Source organism: Paenibacillus sp. WC2504, from assembly GCF_052682475.1.
On record NZ_JBQZFH010000001.1, the window covers coordinates 7447501 to 7463224 of the forward strand.

The following is a 15724-nucleotide window of genomic DNA, read 5'->3' on the forward strand; positions in this document are numbered from 1 at the left end:
GCAATACAATCTATCATTTTGAAGTTCATACCGACCACAAAGCCACATAACCTTTGGAGGGTTATGGGCTTTTTTTGTTGATTTTTATAATAATAATTTCTTTACTTCTCAAAAACTACCAATCCCCTTTATACTAATAGACGGGTTAATTAACCTATGTTCTATTATTATGAAGGAGGTCTTTCTATCACATGAAAAAAACATTACAAACTCGCCTTACAGCCCTCGCTCTTGTAACCGCTCTTACAAGCACTTTTACCGGCAGTATAGCTTTTGCCGACAATGCAGTACCCGCATCTACTACTACGATGAAGTCAGATATGCGTCTTGCCATTGATAACGGCGCAATCGAAGGCTACGGAGATACCGACTACCGCGGTGCAAACCCGGCGACACGTGCTGAAGTTGCAACAATGATCAACCGTGCAGCGAAATTGAAAAGCGCAGATCCCGCTTCTGTCACTTTTACTGACCTCGCAAATTGGCAGAAACAAGCTGTTGCCAATGCGGTCGCAGCGAAGCTGATCAGCGGATTTGCTGACGGAACGTTCCACCCGGATGCGCAAGTCACTCGCCAAGAGCTTGCCGAGTTGATCGTGAAAGTGGTAACGGGCGGTAAGCTGCCAAACGTAAATGAGAACGTTTTGAACTACTTCAAAGACTCCGATTCTATTGCAAAAGAGTCCCGCCCTTATGTCGCGTATGCCGTCATCAGCGGTATTTTCAGCCCGACACTGGATGGAAACTTCAATCCGACGGCAGCCGTTACGCGTGATGAAGTCGCTAAGGCGCTTAAGCCGATTTTATTTAAGGTCGTTGATATTTTAACTACAAATGATATTCACGGTAAAATTGAAGTTGGTTTCGATAAAAAACGCAACCAAGGTCAAGGTGGTATTGAAACCGTAGGCGGAATCGTCACCGATTTCCGTACGGTGAATCCGGAAGGCACTGTTGTGGTAGACGGCGGAGACGCTTGGCAGGGCACGCTTATTTCGAATACAACCAATGGTCAGTCCGTCATGGATACCATGGCTCAAGTGAAATACGATGCGGCAGCTATCGGAAACCATGAGTTCGATTTTGGCCGTGACGTTTTAATTAATAACATTAAGAATGCGAAGTTCCCTATTCTAGGCGCTAATATTATCGACACGAAAACAGGCAAGCGTGTGGATTGGACACAACCTTACGTCATCATTGAAAAAGATGGCCTAAAAATCGGTATCATCGGCTTCGCGACTCCGCAAACAACGTCAACGACCAAATCAACGAACATCGAAGGACTTTCCTTCGTGGATCCAGTTCCTTTGGCCAAAGAATTGTCGGCTGAACTGCGCGCCAAAGGCGTTGACATCATTATGGTCACTTCCCACCTGCCTGGTGAGCAAAACCAAAAATCCGCTGAAATCATCAGCGAGCTTGCAGATTTGGCCAAAGACACAGGCAACGGCACACTGGATGCAATCGTCGGTGGACACTCCCATATGCGCGTTTCCGGAATTGTGAACGGCATCCCTGTTGTAGAAGCGCAAAGCTGGTTGTATGCGGTTGGTCATATTCAATTATTTGTAGATAAAACGACTAAACAGGTCGTTTCTTCGAACGCCAGCTTACTGGAAACCTACACGAACCTGACAACGGCTGACGAGAAAATTCACCAAACGGTAGAGGACTATAAGGCGAAAATTTCAACGAAATCCAGTGAAGTTGAAGTCGTTGTCGCTGAGCCGCTTGGACGTAAATCATTCCGTTTCGATAAAAATGGCGGCGTAGATCGCGATGGCGCTTCGCAGCTGGGCAACAGCATCACGGACGCTATGCGCGCTGCTGAGAAATCCGACATCGCCTTCACGAATATTGGCGGTATCCGTGCCGATGTAGATAAAGGCGATCTAACTTATGGCGAAATGTTTGAAGTATTCCCTTTCGGCAACTACAATGTGACAGGCACAATGACGGCTGAGCAAATCAAAAAAGCCTTGGAAGTAACGGACAAGTATACGAATCTTCCGGCTATTCAATTCTCCGGTCTGAAAGTCGAGTGGGACAGCACAAAACCTCTTGGCGAGAAATATTCCAAGATTACGCTAGTAGATGGTACGCCGATCTATGTGGACGGTAAGTTCAACACAGACCGCACATTTAAAGTAACGACGAATGATTTCATGGCAACAGGCAGCGGCGATGGCTTTACGGTTTTCGGTGAAGTGAAGGATTGGAAAGATGGCGCCATCATGCTCGATGCTTGGGTCAGTTACGCGAACTCCTTGAAAGCAGCGGGTAAAGAGCTATCCGTTCAGGATGACGGGCGCGACATACGTCTGGATCTTAAATAATAAGCACTTATCCATTTATTAATCCCATTAACGAATAAAAGAAAGGTCTTTGATCCCTCACTGGAGAAATCAAAGACCTTTTTATTATGCCAGCCAAACTCGCATAAGAGACAGCAGCTGGTTTAAATTCAGCGGTTTGCTGATGTAGTCGGAGGCGCCTGCTTGCAGGCAAATATCACGGTCCTGCTTCATCGCCTTCGCCGTTATTGCAATAATAGGCAGATGCTCGTTACGCTCGTCTTTTCTAATCGTACGCATGGCCTCATAGCCATCCATCACGGGCATCATCATATCCATTAGGATGATATCAATCTGCGGCTCCTTCTGCAAAATAGCCAAGCATTCCTGCCCATCGTGCGCAATGATGACGGTCATCCCTTCGTTTTCAAAAGCGTTGCTTAGCACGAACACATTTCGCACGTCATCGTCAACGACAAGCACAACCTTCCCTCGTAGAAAGTTGGGTTCAGCCAAAGGGAGAGAAGGCTCTTCCAGTTTCGCCGGAGTGGCGTCATAAGTTGCTGCGGCTTCCTCCCATGCCGGTTGAAACTCACTGATCCCCGGCTCCAAGGATGGAAGGTAGACCGTGAAAGTGCTTCCAACCCCCTCTTCGCTGCACATGCCGATGTCCCCGCCAAGCAGTCCCGCCAGTTCGCGAGAAATGGAGAGGCCAAGGCCCGTTCCCCCGTATTTCCGATTGGTCGTGCCGTCAGCTTGCCGGAAGGGTTCGAAAATAAGTGACTGCTTGTCAAGAGGAATGCCGATCCCCGTATCCTTAACCGAAATGGCCAGGACTTGATTAGGGTCAGCAGAAGGCAGCACTTGGGTGACTTGATCTGCAGCACACCGCTTGATGTTCACATGAACACCGCCCTCATGCGTAAACTTAAATGCGTTCGACAGCAGGTTTTTCAAAATTTGACTAAGACGCTGCTCGTCCGTATAAAAGTGCTCCGGCACCGGGAGTTCCAACTCAATGTTCAAAGTCAGATTCCTCTGTTCAGCCACCTTGGCAAATTGACTTCGAATGAGCTTAGGAAGCTCTGTCACATTTAACGCCCCGATATGGATATCCAACTTGCCGGCTTCCACTTTGGATAAATCGAGAATATCGTCAATAAGCAGCAGTAGATCGGTCCCAGAGGAATGGATCACTCGGGCATATTCCTGCTCATCGCTACTTAAGTTCCCCATCTTATTTTCTTGCAGCATTTGGGATAAAATAAGCACGCTGTTAAGCGGTGTACGAAACTCATGCGACATATTGGCCAGAAACTCCGATTTGTATCGAGAGCTTAGCTGCAGCTGAACCGCATGTTCTTCGAGAGCCACCTTGATGCGTTCAAGTTCCTTGGACCTTTCATCCGCACATCGGTTATGCTCCTCTAACTGTTCATTCGTCATGTGCAGCTCTTCCTGCTGACTTTGGAGCTCTTCCGTTTGAATCTGCAGCTCTTCCGTCATAAGTTGATATTCCCGAAGCAGCCGCTCCACTTCAACACGCGATTGCACACTGTGCACGATGGTTCCGAGAACGTCGAGAATATCTTCGAGAAGCTCCATCTGTTGATGGGTAAACTTATTTAAACTGGCTAATTCCATAACGGCAATAACTTCATGATGATGTAAAATCGGCACAATCAGTACGCTTTGGGCTTTTACAGCGCCAAGTCCGGACGTTATTTTGAGATAATGATCGGGTACATTCATAAAATGAAACATCCGCTTCTCCAGTGCACATTGACCAACGAGCCCTTCCCCCAGATGGAACCGCTGAATCCCTACGTCATCCTCGTTATCCATCATCATGGCATAGGCCGCTATTTTCTCCATCGTAACCTTGCCCTTGTGGGTGGATCGGAGGTAAAACAGTCCGAATGACGCACCAAAAAGCTCAGCAGCTTTACTAATAAAGGAAGAACCTAGCGTTTCCATGTCCGATATGCCTTGAAGCATATGAACTACTTCCGCAAGCTTGCGCTGCTGCCATTCGATCTCCTCTTGATTCTCTAGAAGCATATTCGTTGCATCAGCGAGATCCTTTACCTCATCATTCATTGTGACATGGATGCGCTGTGAATAGTCTCTCTTGAATGAGCTTAATTTCAAAATACTTTTGGTAACTTGCTTGATCGTCCCAACAATCGACTGCGATATCAAAAGTGCGGCTGTTAACGAGAAAATAAGCAGCAGGGTCAGCATAACAAACAAGGATCTCGTGAACATCCTGTTCTGATTGTCCAACAGCTTGGCCCTATCTTTCGTAAGCGCTATCTCAATATTCCGGAAACGATCAAGCTGAGCGCGGATATCCTCCACATTTTGCTTGCCCAAATAAAAATCATAAGGGTTGATGGAATATGTACCTGCACCTTGATCCCTTTTCATGATTGGACCCGGTGTCCCATCAAGCTGCATGATCCAGTGTTCTATGGCCTTTTTGATCGATTGTAAACTTTGTTCCTGGACCTCATTTTCACGTGTAAGCTGACTTAGCTTCATGTAGGATTGCCGCCAGTTATTCTCTGCGTTGTGGTAGGGTTCCAGGTAGGTAGAATCTCCGGTTATCAGATATCCCCGCTGCCCGCTTTCCATGTCCATCACATATTTTTCGATGTTGTTGATTTCACTATGGACGGCAAAATCATGCTCAATGATATAATTTCTATCCGTTTGCATCGAGGTCACTTGATTAATCACTAGCGTAAATACAACACTTATACAAGCGAAAATGAATATGTAGCCAAGCATGATTTTGGATCGGATACCAAACCTCTTCTTTTTCCCCATCCGCGCAGTGTCCTCTCCTTAAACGTCGAATTACGCATCTTTACGTATTATACTACTCTCCTAAAAGTTGGGATATGGGTTTTTTTATACTTTACTACTTTACCAAGTTAATGTATTATTTAACTAAAGTAAATTTGAATCAAGGAGTGATACTTTTGAGCAATCGTACAACTGACCATATCCGTCCACGCGGCGTCCTTTCTCGCATGAAACCCTATTCTCCCGGCAAACCCATTTGGGAAGTCCAGCGGGAATTAGGTATCGACAAGGTGACCAAGCTTGCTTCCAATGAAAATCCGATTGGTCCATCACCTCTCGCCGTCCAAGCCATTCAATCCTATCTGACTGATATTCATCGCTATCCCGATGCGGACACGATTGATCTCTGCAGCGCTATTGCCGGCAAATTGGAGGTTCTGCCCGAGCAAGTGCTTGTCACCAATGGCGCCGACGAGCTCATTACACTCCTATCCGAAACGTTCTTGGAGGAAGGCGACGAGGTCATCGTGCCCTCTCCAACCTTCAGCGAGTATGAATTCGGCGCAAATCTGATGGGCGCATCCGTCGTACAGGTGCCGCTCCGTGAGGATTACCGTTATGAAATCTCGGATCTTTTGGCTGCGGTAACCGAGAAAACGAAGCTGTTATATATTTGCTCTCCAAATAATCCAACTGGCACCTATATGAAAAAACAGGACTTGCATGCGCTAATGGATAAGCTCCCTCCTCATGTGCTGGTTATTTTCGATGGGGCTTACAGTCACTTTGTAACCGCAGATGATTATTGTGACGGGCTTGAGCTGGTGCGTCAGGGATATCCCATCATCGTCACACAAACCTTTTCCAAAATTTATGGCTTAGCCGGTATCCGTGTCGGGTATGGTATCGCTTCAGCAAGCATCCTGCGCAATATTCGTCAGGTTAAAGAGCCTTTTAACGTAAACGCCTTAGCACAAGTCGGTGCTGCCGCCGCCATTCAGGATGATGCTCATCTTGAAGCGACGCGGGAAATGAATAAACTTGGCAGAGAGCAGCTTTATGCCAGCCTGCAGGAGTTGGGATTCAATTTCACGCGCAGCATGAGTAATTTCGTACTTGTAGAACTTGGCCCTGACGCGAAATCCATCTATGATCAATTGATGCGAAAAGGCGTTATCCTCCGCTATGCAGGCGCGTGGAATCTGCCTAATCATGTGAGGATTTCAATAGGAACTCCTGAAGATCATGAAACGTTCATCAGCGCCCTGCGCGAGGTGTTGCAGGAGTCCAGGGAACAGCCACTCTTAGCTGCTCAAAAGGATTAAACGATTACACGAACATCCAACTCATTGTTTGACAACGACAAAATATGCTACAATGCAAAAAATGCAGTTTGTTGGAGGTTCACTATGCTAAAGGAATTTAAAGATTTTGCTTTTAAAGGAAATATGGTCGATCTAGCGGTGGGGGTTATTATCGGGGGAGCATTCGGGAAAGTCATTACATCCATCGTCAACGATGTGATCATGCCGCCTATCGGGTTACTGCTGGGCAGAGTGAACTTTAATGAACTTTTCATATCTTTGAATGGCAAACACTACAATAACCTTGCCGATTCTGCTGCTGATAAAGCACCAGTTCTGAAATACGGAGCATTTATTTCTACGTTCTTAGACTTTTTAATTGTTGCTGCCGTCATATTTATCGTTGTTAAACAATTGTCCAAGTTCCGCAAGAAAGAAGAGCCGAAAGAAAAAGCTCCTGCGACAAAATCTTGCCCGCATTGCTTATCGGATATTCCAGCGCAAGCAACCCGCTGCAAATATTGCACCTCTGAGCTGTCATCCGGGCCATCTGTGTCAGGAAGCATTCAGTAGGCATTAGGCATTCGTGCATAAATAATAAAAGGAGTTAAGCGCTTCTCAGCTGCTTAACTCCTTTTTTGTGCGCAGATCGGCGATCTCGCCCTGCGTGAAAGCATCTCGCTGCAGCAGCTCCAGAAGCTGCGCCGCCGTTGCTTCAGGCGATTGCAGCTCGCCGTCCGCATGCAGCTTCACGAATCGCCTTAGCTGCGGGAAGTCCTCTTCAGATGCAGCGCGAATCTCCCGCTGCATACCCGTATCCACCACCCCCGGTGCGACGGAGATCACCTCCACCGGGTAGGGCTGTTCCATCTGCTCGACGCCAATGCAGCGCGTCAGCATATCGAGCCCGGCCTTGGCGGTGCAATAAGCCCCCCAGCCGGGGTAGGGCTTCTTCCCCGCGCCCGAGGAGATGTGGACGACCCGCTTCTTAATCGGCAGCGCCTGCGTCTGCCGAATGAAGCTGTTCGTCAGCAGCGTGGGCGCGACGAGATTGACCTGCAGGCTCATCTGCAGGTCACCTTGGTCAGCTCGGCCGATGAACGTCATTGGATCGAGCTGGCCCGCGTTGTTGATGAGCGTGATAGCATCCGCTCGATCAACCAGGCCAAGGATTCGCTCCATCAGCGAATCCAGGCCGTCTGTTTGCGCCAAGTCGTAAGCATGAAAGGTGTAGTCACCTTTCATGCTTAGCGCCTCTTGGCGGAGGCTTGGGCTTTCGCCGCGCGACACACAGTGGACCGCGGCGCCTTGGTGCAGGAGCTGCCTCGCAAGCTCAGCTCCGAGGCCTTTGGAACCTCCCGTGATGATATAGGCAGGCATGGTGACCGGCTCCTTTTTTATATAAATATAGAGGGTAAGTTAAGGGACTTTAACAACAAATGGGACCGTGAACACCTTGCCACCACGTTGAAATTCTCCCCATACTTTGTAAACGCCGCTTTTGGGGAATGTCGTCATAAACTGGGCTTCCGGACCTGTTGATTTCTCATCCGTCGGATGAACATGCAGGTATTGATCCGCATTCGCATCCAGAATAACAACGTGACCCACAGCCCCTAGGTACGGCTGCAAATCCTTAATAGGTGCTTTGGAAGCTGCATCCTTAAAGGTATAGGTTAGATTAAGCTCCATTCCTGCCATAAGATGATCGATTTTTAGAGTAACTTCATTGCCATCTATGGTCTTCGTCCATGCATTCTCCGGTTCAATGGCCACTGGTGGTGCGGGCTCCCCTAGTACAGTCAAGGTGTAGCTTTTGACGGTTTTCTCTTTGCCGGTAGGCAGAAAATCAGCAAAAAGCCTATAATCACCGCCCGAGGGGAACTGCGTCGATACCGTAAAAAGACCCTTTCCTTTGTACTCCGGATGCAGATGCTTGTAATAAGAAAGATCCTTGCTCACCGCGATAAGATGCATCTTTTTCTCATGATTCAGATCAAAATCATTTATCGGGTTACCGCCACTATCTTGAATCTCAATCGTCAACGTAGTATCTTCTTTCGCTTTCGCCTTCGTCTGCGGAGAAACTGCTTGAAATATTGCCTGAATCTGCTCCGCTGAACTCCCTGCTTCATGACCGCCGCTGTGTACCGAATGATCCGTAGTCTGCGACTTCCCGCACCCGCTTAGAACAAGGGCTAATGACAACACGATTAGACTCATTATTCTCATTGCACTACATCATAACCTTGCTCTTCAATTGCTTCTTTGATCGCTTCCACAGTCAGCTTGCTCTCGTCGTATACCACTTCCACTAATTTACCCGCCAAGTTTACTTTGCCTTCAGCCCCAAGCTCTTTCATGGCTTTCTCAACGGTATTCACACAGTGATTACAAGACATACCTTCTACTTTTAAAATAATGCTGGACATCGCATTCACTCCTTCATTGGGTTTAATTTTCATGATTATTTCATGAGGGTATTCATGGTTTTGAGCAGCTCATCGACAACATCCATGTCACCTTCTTGAATACGCTCGACGACACAACTTTTGAGGTGGCCGGCTAGCAGCAGCTTCCCTACACCATTAAGCGCCGATTGAATCGCGGCAATTTGATGCAGAACGTCATCGCAATACGTATCTTTCTCGATCAAACCTTTGACCCCACGAACTTGACCTTCAATGCGGTTCAAGCGTTTCGTTAAATCCGCTTTGAGTTTATCGGAATGATGACTCTTCCGCTCGTGTCCGTCCAAGCCGCAGTGTTCTACTTCCGTGTCCATTTCTTTGTTCATTGGGCCCACTCCTTTGAAGGTTGTTTACTACATATCATACCCCCATCCCGTATATTGTCAATCCTTTTGGAACGTCCCTCGTTCGCTTAAAGTTTGACTCTCTGCAGGCGAAGAGCATTCAGCACAACAGAAACAGAACTTAACGCCATAGCTGCCCCTGCCACCCAAGGCTCTAGCAAGCCAAAAGCGGCGATTGGGATACCAATCGTGTTGTAACCGAGGGCCCAGAACAGATTTTGCTTAATATTGCGCATCGTCCGCCTGCTCATTTCAATGGCATCTGCAATGGAGTTCAAATCGCCGCGCATTAAGGTGACATCCGCCGCTTCCATAGCTACATCACTTCCCGTACCCATCGCCATGCCGATATCGGCCATTGCTAAGGCTGGCGCATCGTTGATGCCATCGCCGACCATCGCGACGCGGAAACCCTGATCTTGCAGCTTTTTCACTTCCGCTGCTTTCCCTTCCGGCAAAATCTCAGCTAGAACCTGCTTGATGCCGGCTTGCTCGGCTATGGCTTTTGCGGTACGCGCATTGTCGCCTGTGATCATGATGACCCTAATGCCCATCGCTTCCAAACGGGATACGGCTTCCTGCGATGTTTCCTTTATTGTATCCGCCACAGCAACGAATCCGGCGTACACGCCGTCAAACGCTGCCAGCATAACGGTTTTGCCATCTTGCTCTAAACGTTCCATTTCCTTGAGCAGCGCTTCGCCAATATCAACACCCTTCTCGGTTAGCAGTCTTCTTGTACCGATGAGGACCTGGCTGCCTTCCACTTGAGCTTCCAGTCCAAAACCGGGGATGGCTTTAAAGCTTGTGGCTTCCGGCAAGGATGGCATGGAAGGTAGTATGCCTTGGACAATCGCCTCAGCTAACGGATGTTCCGAGCTGCGCTCCGCCGCTCCGACGAAACGGAGGAAGGTGGTTTGGTCCACATGCGTTTGAATATCTGTAAGTTGTGGTTTCCCTTTGGTTACTGTACCCGTCTTATCCAAAACTACAACATCCAGGTGATGAGCCGCTTCCAAATGCTCTCCGCCTTTGAACAAGATGCCTAATTCCGCTGCGCGTCCAGACCCCGCCATAATCGAAGTCGGCGTTGCCAAACCTAATGCGCAAGGGCAAGCGATGACGAGGATCGCGATCGTTTTTTCGAGTGCGCCTGCGAAGTTAGTCGGATCCAACCAGAAGTACCATAGAACAAAAGCGATAAGCGCAATCCCCACGACAATCGGGACAAAAATCCCCGAAATAACGTCCGCCACACGCTGAATCGGAGCTTTCGATCCCTGCGCTTCTTCGACGACTTTGATGATTTGAGACAGCACCGTGTCACGGCCAACCTTAGTCGCCTGCACCCGGAGAACGCCATTCTTATTCAGCGTTGCACCGATCACTGTATCGCCTACGCGCTTCTCAACCGGCAGGCTTTCACCTGTCAGCATCGACTCATCAATCGAGGAATGGCCTTGCATAACGGTACCATCCACCGGAATCTTCTCACCCGGTTTCACGATGACGACATCCCCTGTAACTACCTCTTCCAGCGGGATGCTGATTTCCTGCCCGTCACGGATGACCCAGGCTCTCTTAGCCTGCAAACCCATCAGGGATTTAATGGCCTCCGAGGTGCGCCCTTTGGCGAGAACTTCGAACCATTTTCCAAGAATAACGAGTGTGATGAGGATGGCGCTAGTCTCGTAATACAGCTCAGGCGCATGGTGATGCTCGCTTTGCCCTGCCCACTGGAACGTCAGATACAAGCTGTAAAAATACGCAGCTGATGTTCCCAGCGAGACGAGCACATCCATGTTCGCACTCTTGTTGCTGAGCGCTTTGTAGGCGCCAATGTAGAATTGGCGTCCGATGAGAAACTGGACCGGTGTTGCGAGAACCAGCTGCACCCACGGATTCATGAACAGCTCCGGCACCCAAATCCACGAAGTGAAGGAGAAATGACCAACCATCGCCCATAACAAAGGGAAAGATAGTATGGCTGAAATCCACAGCTTACGCTTATGCTTCTGTATCTCTTTGGCGCGATGTTCGCCGGTTTCAGCCTGTTCTGTTTTGCGCGCTGCTTCGTATCCTAACTTGGCTACTCGCGCTTGCATATCCTCCGGTGTTACCTCCGAAGGCTGATAGGAAATCCGGGCTGTTTCCATAGCCAGGTTGACGGATGCTTGTGCGACACCGGGCATCTTGCTCAGCCCTTTTTCAATTCTGGTTGCGCACGCAGCGCAGGTCATTCCTGTAATATCGAAATCAACCGTTGCAGTTGCTCCGGTAGGTTGCTGCTGCCCTGCAGATTCGGTGCTCATAGGATTGTCACCTCACAATGATTGGTATTTGTTTATATTTGTATAGTATACCCCCCTACCCTATATTGTCAAGTAATTTGAATAAATTGGGTAGCTTCCTATGGCAGGTTTCAAAAATTCATCGATAAAAAGCCTGACGGTCAGTGCCGTCAGGCTTTCGTGTTGGGCTACTCTCCAATATTCCATCACTCTACTCGCATACTGCCAACTTTCACTGCTAAATATTCCCCAATTGCTTTACGAATAGGAACTAGAGTCCTCTATTTACAGGAAAATCAATCTTCTTTCTGAGGGGAACTAGTGGCTCTTATTCAGCATCAAATCCACGTTGTTCGCGTAAAATTTGCAAAATAACGGATCATAGTTCCCCTCCAGATGAAAAAAACGTAATTTCAGGGAAATAGAGTACTATAGTTCCCTCTGAATGAGCCATAGCAAGATAAAAACATGAGGAACCGCATCAGCTCAGCAAACCCATCCCTAAACTGTGAATCTCAGCTTCCATCTCCCGCCGCAGCAACAATTTATCGCTTTCGTCCATAAACGCGGCTTCCACCCCATTCATCACAAGCCTGACGAGTTCAGGCTCCGTAAAGCCAAAACGATCGGACAACACGCGGTATTCATTCGTAATGTCCGTTCCGGAGACACTCGGATTATCCGTATTTATGGTAACCAGGAGACCTTGCTCCAAATATTCACGGATCGGGTAATTTTCCCAGCCGGAAACAGCCTTTGTTTGGATGTTGCTGATCGGGCACATTTCGAGCGGGATGCGGCGCTCTTTGACCAGTTCGAGAATATCGCTATTCTCTTTCAGTCTGACACCGTGCCCAATGCGCACCGCACCGAGATTCGTTACTGCTTCATAAACATTCACCGCACCTGCCGCTTCCCCGGCATGGATCGTGACCGGAATGCCGAGTCGGCCTGACTCCGCAAAAACCTCCCGGAACCATTCCGGCGGATAGGATGCCTCATCACCAGCTAAGTCGACGGCGACTACGCCTTTACCCACAAACTTGGCTGCCGCTCGAATCACTTCCAAGTTGCTTTCGGAGGAATGATTTCTCATGCAGATGGCAATGACGCCGGCTCTCACGCCAAAATCGCGTTGTCCGCGCTTCATCCCCTCAACTACATAATGAATCGTTTCTTCCACGGTCAAACCGTTATTGCGATGCAATTGCGGTGCAAAACGTACCTCCACGTATTTGCAGTTATGCTCTGCCGATTGCCCAGCAACCTCGTAGGCAATTCGCTCCAAAGCTTCACCGGATTGCATGAAACGAGTAGTAAAATCAAATTTACTCAAATATTCAATGAGGCTGCCGCATTCGTCGCCAACACGCATATGTGGAATTAAGCCTTCTTTATTGTACACGGGAAGATCAATGCCTTGATCCAGGGCGAGCTCCAGAATTGTTTCCGGCTTCACACTCCCATCCAAGTGCAAATGAAGATCAACTTTGGGCAGTCGCGTTAACCAATCATGCGTCCGATTGTATGCCATCTTCCATCATTCCCTTCTTAATTACGAGTTAGAGCAAGTACTCACGGCTGTATGCCGTTACAAAGAATTTTACTAACTTTAAAACAATGTAACTTATATGTCAACATATATAACAATTTTTTATAAATATAGTATACGTGTCATATTTTATAACGCAACTGTGACTTGGCATCATTTTTCTAAAAAGCAGTATTGTATAGAAAGTTAGCCATTGTCTGCATTAAAATCCTGATCCTCTACAAGGTATAATTTATAATGTAAGCGCAACCACATTTGGAAAGGAGGATACCAACGAAGTCTCCCACATCACAGATCCGCACATGGCAATAACATTCGACGGACGATCCAAGGAGGTTGTAGAAATGTTTAAAAATGTGAAGCGTCTAATACAAACAGCCTGTTACGTCACACTAGGCTCTTTTCTTATATCATCCTTCGGCATCCAAACGCCTACAGCACACGCAGCAGCAGCCCGACAAATGGAGAAACTTGACCGGGGACTGGTAGCCGTTAAGGTATCGACCGGTGTACTTGTGAGCTGGAGACTTCTCGGTACCGAGGCAGCCAGTACCTCTTTTAACGTATATCGCAACGGTGTGAAGCTCAACGCCTCCCCCATTTCAACTAGTACAAACTATCAAGACAACACAGGTACAACAAGTTCAAGCTATACGATTCGCGCGGTCGTAGGCGGCGTCGAGCAAGCGGCATCCGCGGCTGCAACCCCGTGGGCGAATAATTATTTGGATGTCCCTCTTCAAAGACCGGCAGGCGGCACAACCCCAGACGGTGTTAATTATACCTACAATGCCAATGATGCGAGTGTCGGCGATTTGGATGGCGATGGACAATATGAAATTGTTTTAAAATGGGACCCCTCTAACTCCAAAGACAACTCACAGGACGGATATACGGGTGAAGTGTTTGTCGATGCTTATAAGCTGGATGGCACTCGACATCAGTTGGATTCCTCCAATTCCTAGTTATCAACTAGTATATCGCACTTTCTCTGCCTTCTGCTGAATGACCTTCAATGCTTCCCGCACGCTAAGCGGCGAAAGCTCGGTCTCATCGACAAAAGCCTGCACAGCCGTAGCGTCCGTCTTCGAGTACTCACGCAGCGCCCAGCCGATGGCCTTCCGGATAAAAAACTCCTTCGAATCCGCCATACGCCGAATACAATTGAAAAGAAGCTGTACGTCCGTGCGCTGCTTATACTTGAGCTGGAACAATATCGCTGTCCGCTGCAGCCACATATTGCCTGACGAGAGCCATTTCTCGACATAGGCCGGGATAAGTTCCGGATATTTCTGCAAGTGGACACCAATTAAATGGTCAGCAATCGGGTCGACGGTGTCCCACCAGGAATTCGTTACAACCAAGTGTTCGAGCAAATCAATATGCTCTTTAGCCGCATTTTTGCGAAGCTGAGTGAGCAGCTGCAGTGCCGTGTAATGGAATTCCCGCTCCGGCAATACCCAAAGCTCCTCCGCCACTTTCACGCCCTCTGCCCCTTTGGGATAGCCTTGCTCCTTCCAAAATACTTTCGTCAAAGCCACGCGCTGCGGGTTGCGAATACCGAGGAAAGGAAATTGGTCGCGCATATAAGCGGACATTGCAGCTGCATCAACCTTGCTGCTGTGTGCTCTCAGCAAGGCTTCCAGCTTGTCCGTGTAAAGTGATGCCATCGTTGATGCGCCTCCTTTTAAACTGCAAAGCTCTCGCTTTATTCTAGCAATTCCGCTTTGATTCGGGTATGCTTAAAGCAGAATTTTTATATAGACTACCTATCGGAACGGAGAGGAACACATGACTTACAAGTTAGTAGCATCGGATTTGGACGATACGCTTTTGCGTGATGATTTGACGATTTCGGAGGAAACGATTAAAGCGATGCATCAAGCCGTCGCTCAAGGTGTGACCGTAACGATTGCGACTGGCAGAAGCTTCCCATCTGCAGCCAAAATCGCTAACCAAATCGGGCTCAATGTACCGATCATTACGTATCAAGGCGCTTCGATCAAAAATCTCCTCGACGAGGAAGTCCTCTATGAGCGTATGGTCCCGGTGGAGAGCGCCCGCTACCTGCTCGATTATTGCGAAAAGAGAAATCTCCATCTTCAGCTTTACCATGGCGATCAGCTATATGCGGCTGAGGATAACGATAAAATTAAAAATTATGTACGCCTGTCCAAAACGCCTTATATCATCGGTGACCTGCGCCAATGGATCGACATTCCGCAGCCTAAGCTGCTGATTGTGGACAAACCGGAGGTTTGCGACCAAATTCGCGAGGAGCTGCTTCCTCTGCTCGGCAACCAGATGCACATTACGAAATCCAAGCCGCACTACTTGGAATTCATGCACAAAGAAGGTACCAAAGGCCACGCCATCGCTTTCCTTGCTAACCATATCGGCTGTACGCTGGATGAGGTCATTGCCCTCGGTGATGCGTGGAACGATCGCGAAATGCTTGAAGTTGCGGGTCTTGGCGTCGCAATGGACAATGCGTTGCCGGAGCTTAAGGAGCTTGCGAATTATGTGACGAAAAGCAATAACGAAGACGGCGTCAGACACGTTATTGAGAAGTTTATTTTGAATGCGTAGACGTAAAACCGATTCCCTGCATGTACAACATGTGGCGGTGTCGGTTTTTTTATTTGCGTAGGGTT

Annotated in this window: 13 protein-coding genes and 1 pseudogene (1 of these 14 cut by a window edge); 6 read left to right on the top strand and 8 right to left on the bottom strand. The window is 48.2% G+C overall.

Annotated elements, in window-relative coordinates; genetic code table 11:
* On the top strand, window positions 1–50 hold the 3' portion of the coding sequence (locus ACUN27_RS34005; protein ID WP_315956012.1) for a hypothetical protein. It extends 229 nt beyond the left edge of the window; the window shows 50 of its 279 coding nt (coding positions 230–279); the start codon falls outside the window, past its left edge; it ends in the stop codon at window positions 48–50.
* A gap of 141 nt (window positions 51–191) precedes the next feature.
* Window positions 192–2339 (top strand): 5'-nucleotidase C-terminal domain-containing protein, encoded by a 2148-nt coding sequence (locus ACUN27_RS34010; RefSeq protein WP_445560378.1) that lies wholly within the window; start codon window positions 192–194, stop codon window positions 2337–2339.
* A gap of 84 nt (window positions 2340–2423) precedes the next feature.
* Here ACUN27_RS34010 and ACUN27_RS34015 read toward each other — a convergent pair whose 3' ends face one another.
* The gene (locus ACUN27_RS34015; protein WP_315956014.1) at window positions 2424–5129 is read right to left on the bottom strand and encodes a response regulator; all 2706 of its coding nucleotides are present in this window, start codon (window positions 5127–5129) and stop codon (window positions 2424–2426) included.
* Between the two features lie 206 nt (window positions 5130–5335).
* Between ACUN27_RS34015 and hisC the strand changes: the two genes are divergently transcribed.
* The gene (hisC, locus tag ACUN27_RS34020; protein ID WP_315956052.1) at window positions 5336–6433 is read left to right on the top strand and encodes a histidinol-phosphate transaminase; all 1098 of its coding nucleotides are present in this window, start codon (window positions 5336–5338) and stop codon (window positions 6431–6433) included.
* A gap of 84 nt (window positions 6434–6517) precedes the next feature.
* Entirely contained in the window at window positions 6518–6985 is a 468-nt protein-coding gene (gene mscL, locus ACUN27_RS34025; RefSeq protein ID WP_315956015.1) for a large-conductance mechanosensitive channel protein MscL, read from the top strand.
* 45 nt (window positions 6986–7030) lie between these two features.
* On the opposite strand, the gene ACUN27_RS34030 is transcribed toward mscL, so the two are convergent.
* The 6 genes from ACUN27_RS34030 to add all read right to left on the bottom strand — a co-directional run bounded on the left by ACUN27_RS34030 (window position 7031) and on the right by add (window position 13052).
* On the bottom strand, window positions 7031–7792 hold the full coding sequence (locus tag ACUN27_RS34030; protein ID WP_445560379.1) for a (S)-benzoin forming benzil reductase: 762 nt from the start codon (window positions 7790–7792) through the stop codon (window positions 7031–7033).
* 39 nt (window positions 7793–7831) lie between these two features.
* Complete coding sequence (locus ACUN27_RS34035) at window positions 7832–8644, bottom strand: hypothetical protein (RefSeq protein WP_445560380.1); 813 nt, start codon at window positions 8642–8644, stop codon at window positions 7832–7834.
* Window positions 8641–8844, bottom strand: coding sequence for a copper ion binding protein (locus ACUN27_RS34040; RefSeq protein WP_315956018.1), 204 nt, complete (start codon window positions 8842–8844; stop codon window positions 8641–8643). The genes ACUN27_RS34035 and ACUN27_RS34040 overlap by 4 nt, the downstream gene beginning before the upstream one ends.
* A 35-nt stretch (window positions 8845–8879) precedes the next feature.
* Window positions 8880–9209: a metal-sensitive transcriptional regulator gene (locus ACUN27_RS34045; protein WP_315956019.1), complete on the bottom strand. Its 330-nt coding sequence runs from the start codon at window positions 9207–9209 to the stop codon at window positions 8880–8882.
* Between the two features lie 86 nt (window positions 9210–9295).
* Complete coding sequence (locus ACUN27_RS34050) at window positions 9296–11539, bottom strand: heavy metal translocating P-type ATPase (protein WP_445560381.1); 2244 nt, start codon at window positions 11537–11539, stop codon at window positions 9296–9298.
* 460 nt (window positions 11540–11999) lie between these two features.
* Window positions 12000–13052, bottom strand: a complete 1053-nt coding sequence (gene add / locus ACUN27_RS34055) for an adenosine deaminase (protein ID WP_445560382.1) — start codon at window positions 13050–13052, stop codon at window positions 12000–12002.
* Between the two features lie 362 nt (window positions 13053–13414).
* Between add and ACUN27_RS34060 the strand changes: the two are divergent.
* Window positions 13415–14008 (top strand): annotated as a pseudogene (locus tag ACUN27_RS34060) (rhamnogalacturonan endolyase family protein); the annotation flags it as partial.
* Between the two features lie 30 nt (window positions 14009–14038).
* Here the strand turns inward: ACUN27_RS34060 and ACUN27_RS34065 are convergent.
* Complete coding sequence (locus ACUN27_RS34065; protein ID WP_445560383.1) at window positions 14039–14740, bottom strand: DNA alkylation repair protein; 702 nt, start codon at window positions 14738–14740, stop codon at window positions 14039–14041.
* A gap of 121 nt (window positions 14741–14861) precedes the next feature.
* On the opposite strand from ACUN27_RS34065, the gene ACUN27_RS34070 reads away from it, so the two are divergent.
* Window positions 14862–15659, top strand: a complete 798-nt coding sequence (locus tag ACUN27_RS34070; protein ID WP_326061338.1) for a Cof-type HAD-IIB family hydrolase — start codon at window positions 14862–14864, stop codon at window positions 15657–15659.
* The last annotated feature ends 65 nt before the right edge of the window (window positions 15660–15724 follow it).

What these genes read in the sequence shown, in the direction of transcription:
- ACUN27_RS34010 (WP_445560378.1), top strand. Translation starts at nt 192, where the DNA reads ATGAAAAAAACATTACAAACTCGCCTTACAGCCCTCGCTCTTGTAACC.
- ACUN27_RS34015 (WP_315956014.1), bottom strand. Translation starts at nt 5,129, where the DNA reads ATGGGGAAAAAGAAGAGGTTTGGTATCCGATCCAAAATCATGCTTGGC.
- hisC (WP_315956052.1), top strand. Translation starts at nt 5,336, where the DNA reads ATGAAACCCTATTCTCCCGGCAAACCCATTTGGGAAGTCCAGCGGGAA.
- mscL (WP_315956015.1), top strand. Translation starts at nt 6,518, where the DNA reads ATGCTAAAGGAATTTAAAGATTTTGCTTTTAAAGGAAATATGGTCGAT.
- ACUN27_RS34030 (WP_445560379.1), bottom strand. Translation starts at nt 7,792, where the DNA reads ATGCCTGCCTATATCATCACGGGAGGTTCCAAAGGCCTCGGAGCTGAG.
- ACUN27_RS34035 (WP_445560380.1), bottom strand. Translation starts at nt 8,644, where the DNA reads ATGAGAATAATGAGTCTAATCGTGTTGTCATTAGCCCTTGTTCTAAGC.
- ACUN27_RS34040 (WP_315956018.1), bottom strand. Translation starts at nt 8,844, where the DNA reads ATGTCCAGCATTATTTTAAAAGTAGAAGGTATGTCTTGTAATCACTGT.
- ACUN27_RS34045 (WP_315956019.1), bottom strand. Translation starts at nt 9,209, where the DNA reads ATGAACAAAGAAATGGACACGGAAGTAGAACACTGCGGCTTGGACGGA.
- ACUN27_RS34050 (WP_445560381.1), bottom strand. Translation starts at nt 11,539, where the DNA reads ATGAGCACCGAATCTGCAGGGCAGCAGCAACCTACCGGAGCAACTGCA.
- add (WP_445560382.1), bottom strand. Translation starts at nt 13,052, where the DNA reads ATGGCATACAATCGGACGCATGATTGGTTAACGCGACTGCCCAAAGTT.
- ACUN27_RS34065 (WP_445560383.1), bottom strand. Translation starts at nt 14,740, where the DNA reads ATGGCATCACTTTACACGGACAAGCTGGAAGCCTTGCTGAGAGCACAC.
- ACUN27_RS34070 (WP_326061338.1), top strand. Translation starts at nt 14,862, where the DNA reads ATGACTTACAAGTTAGTAGCATCGGATTTGGACGATACGCTTTTGCGT.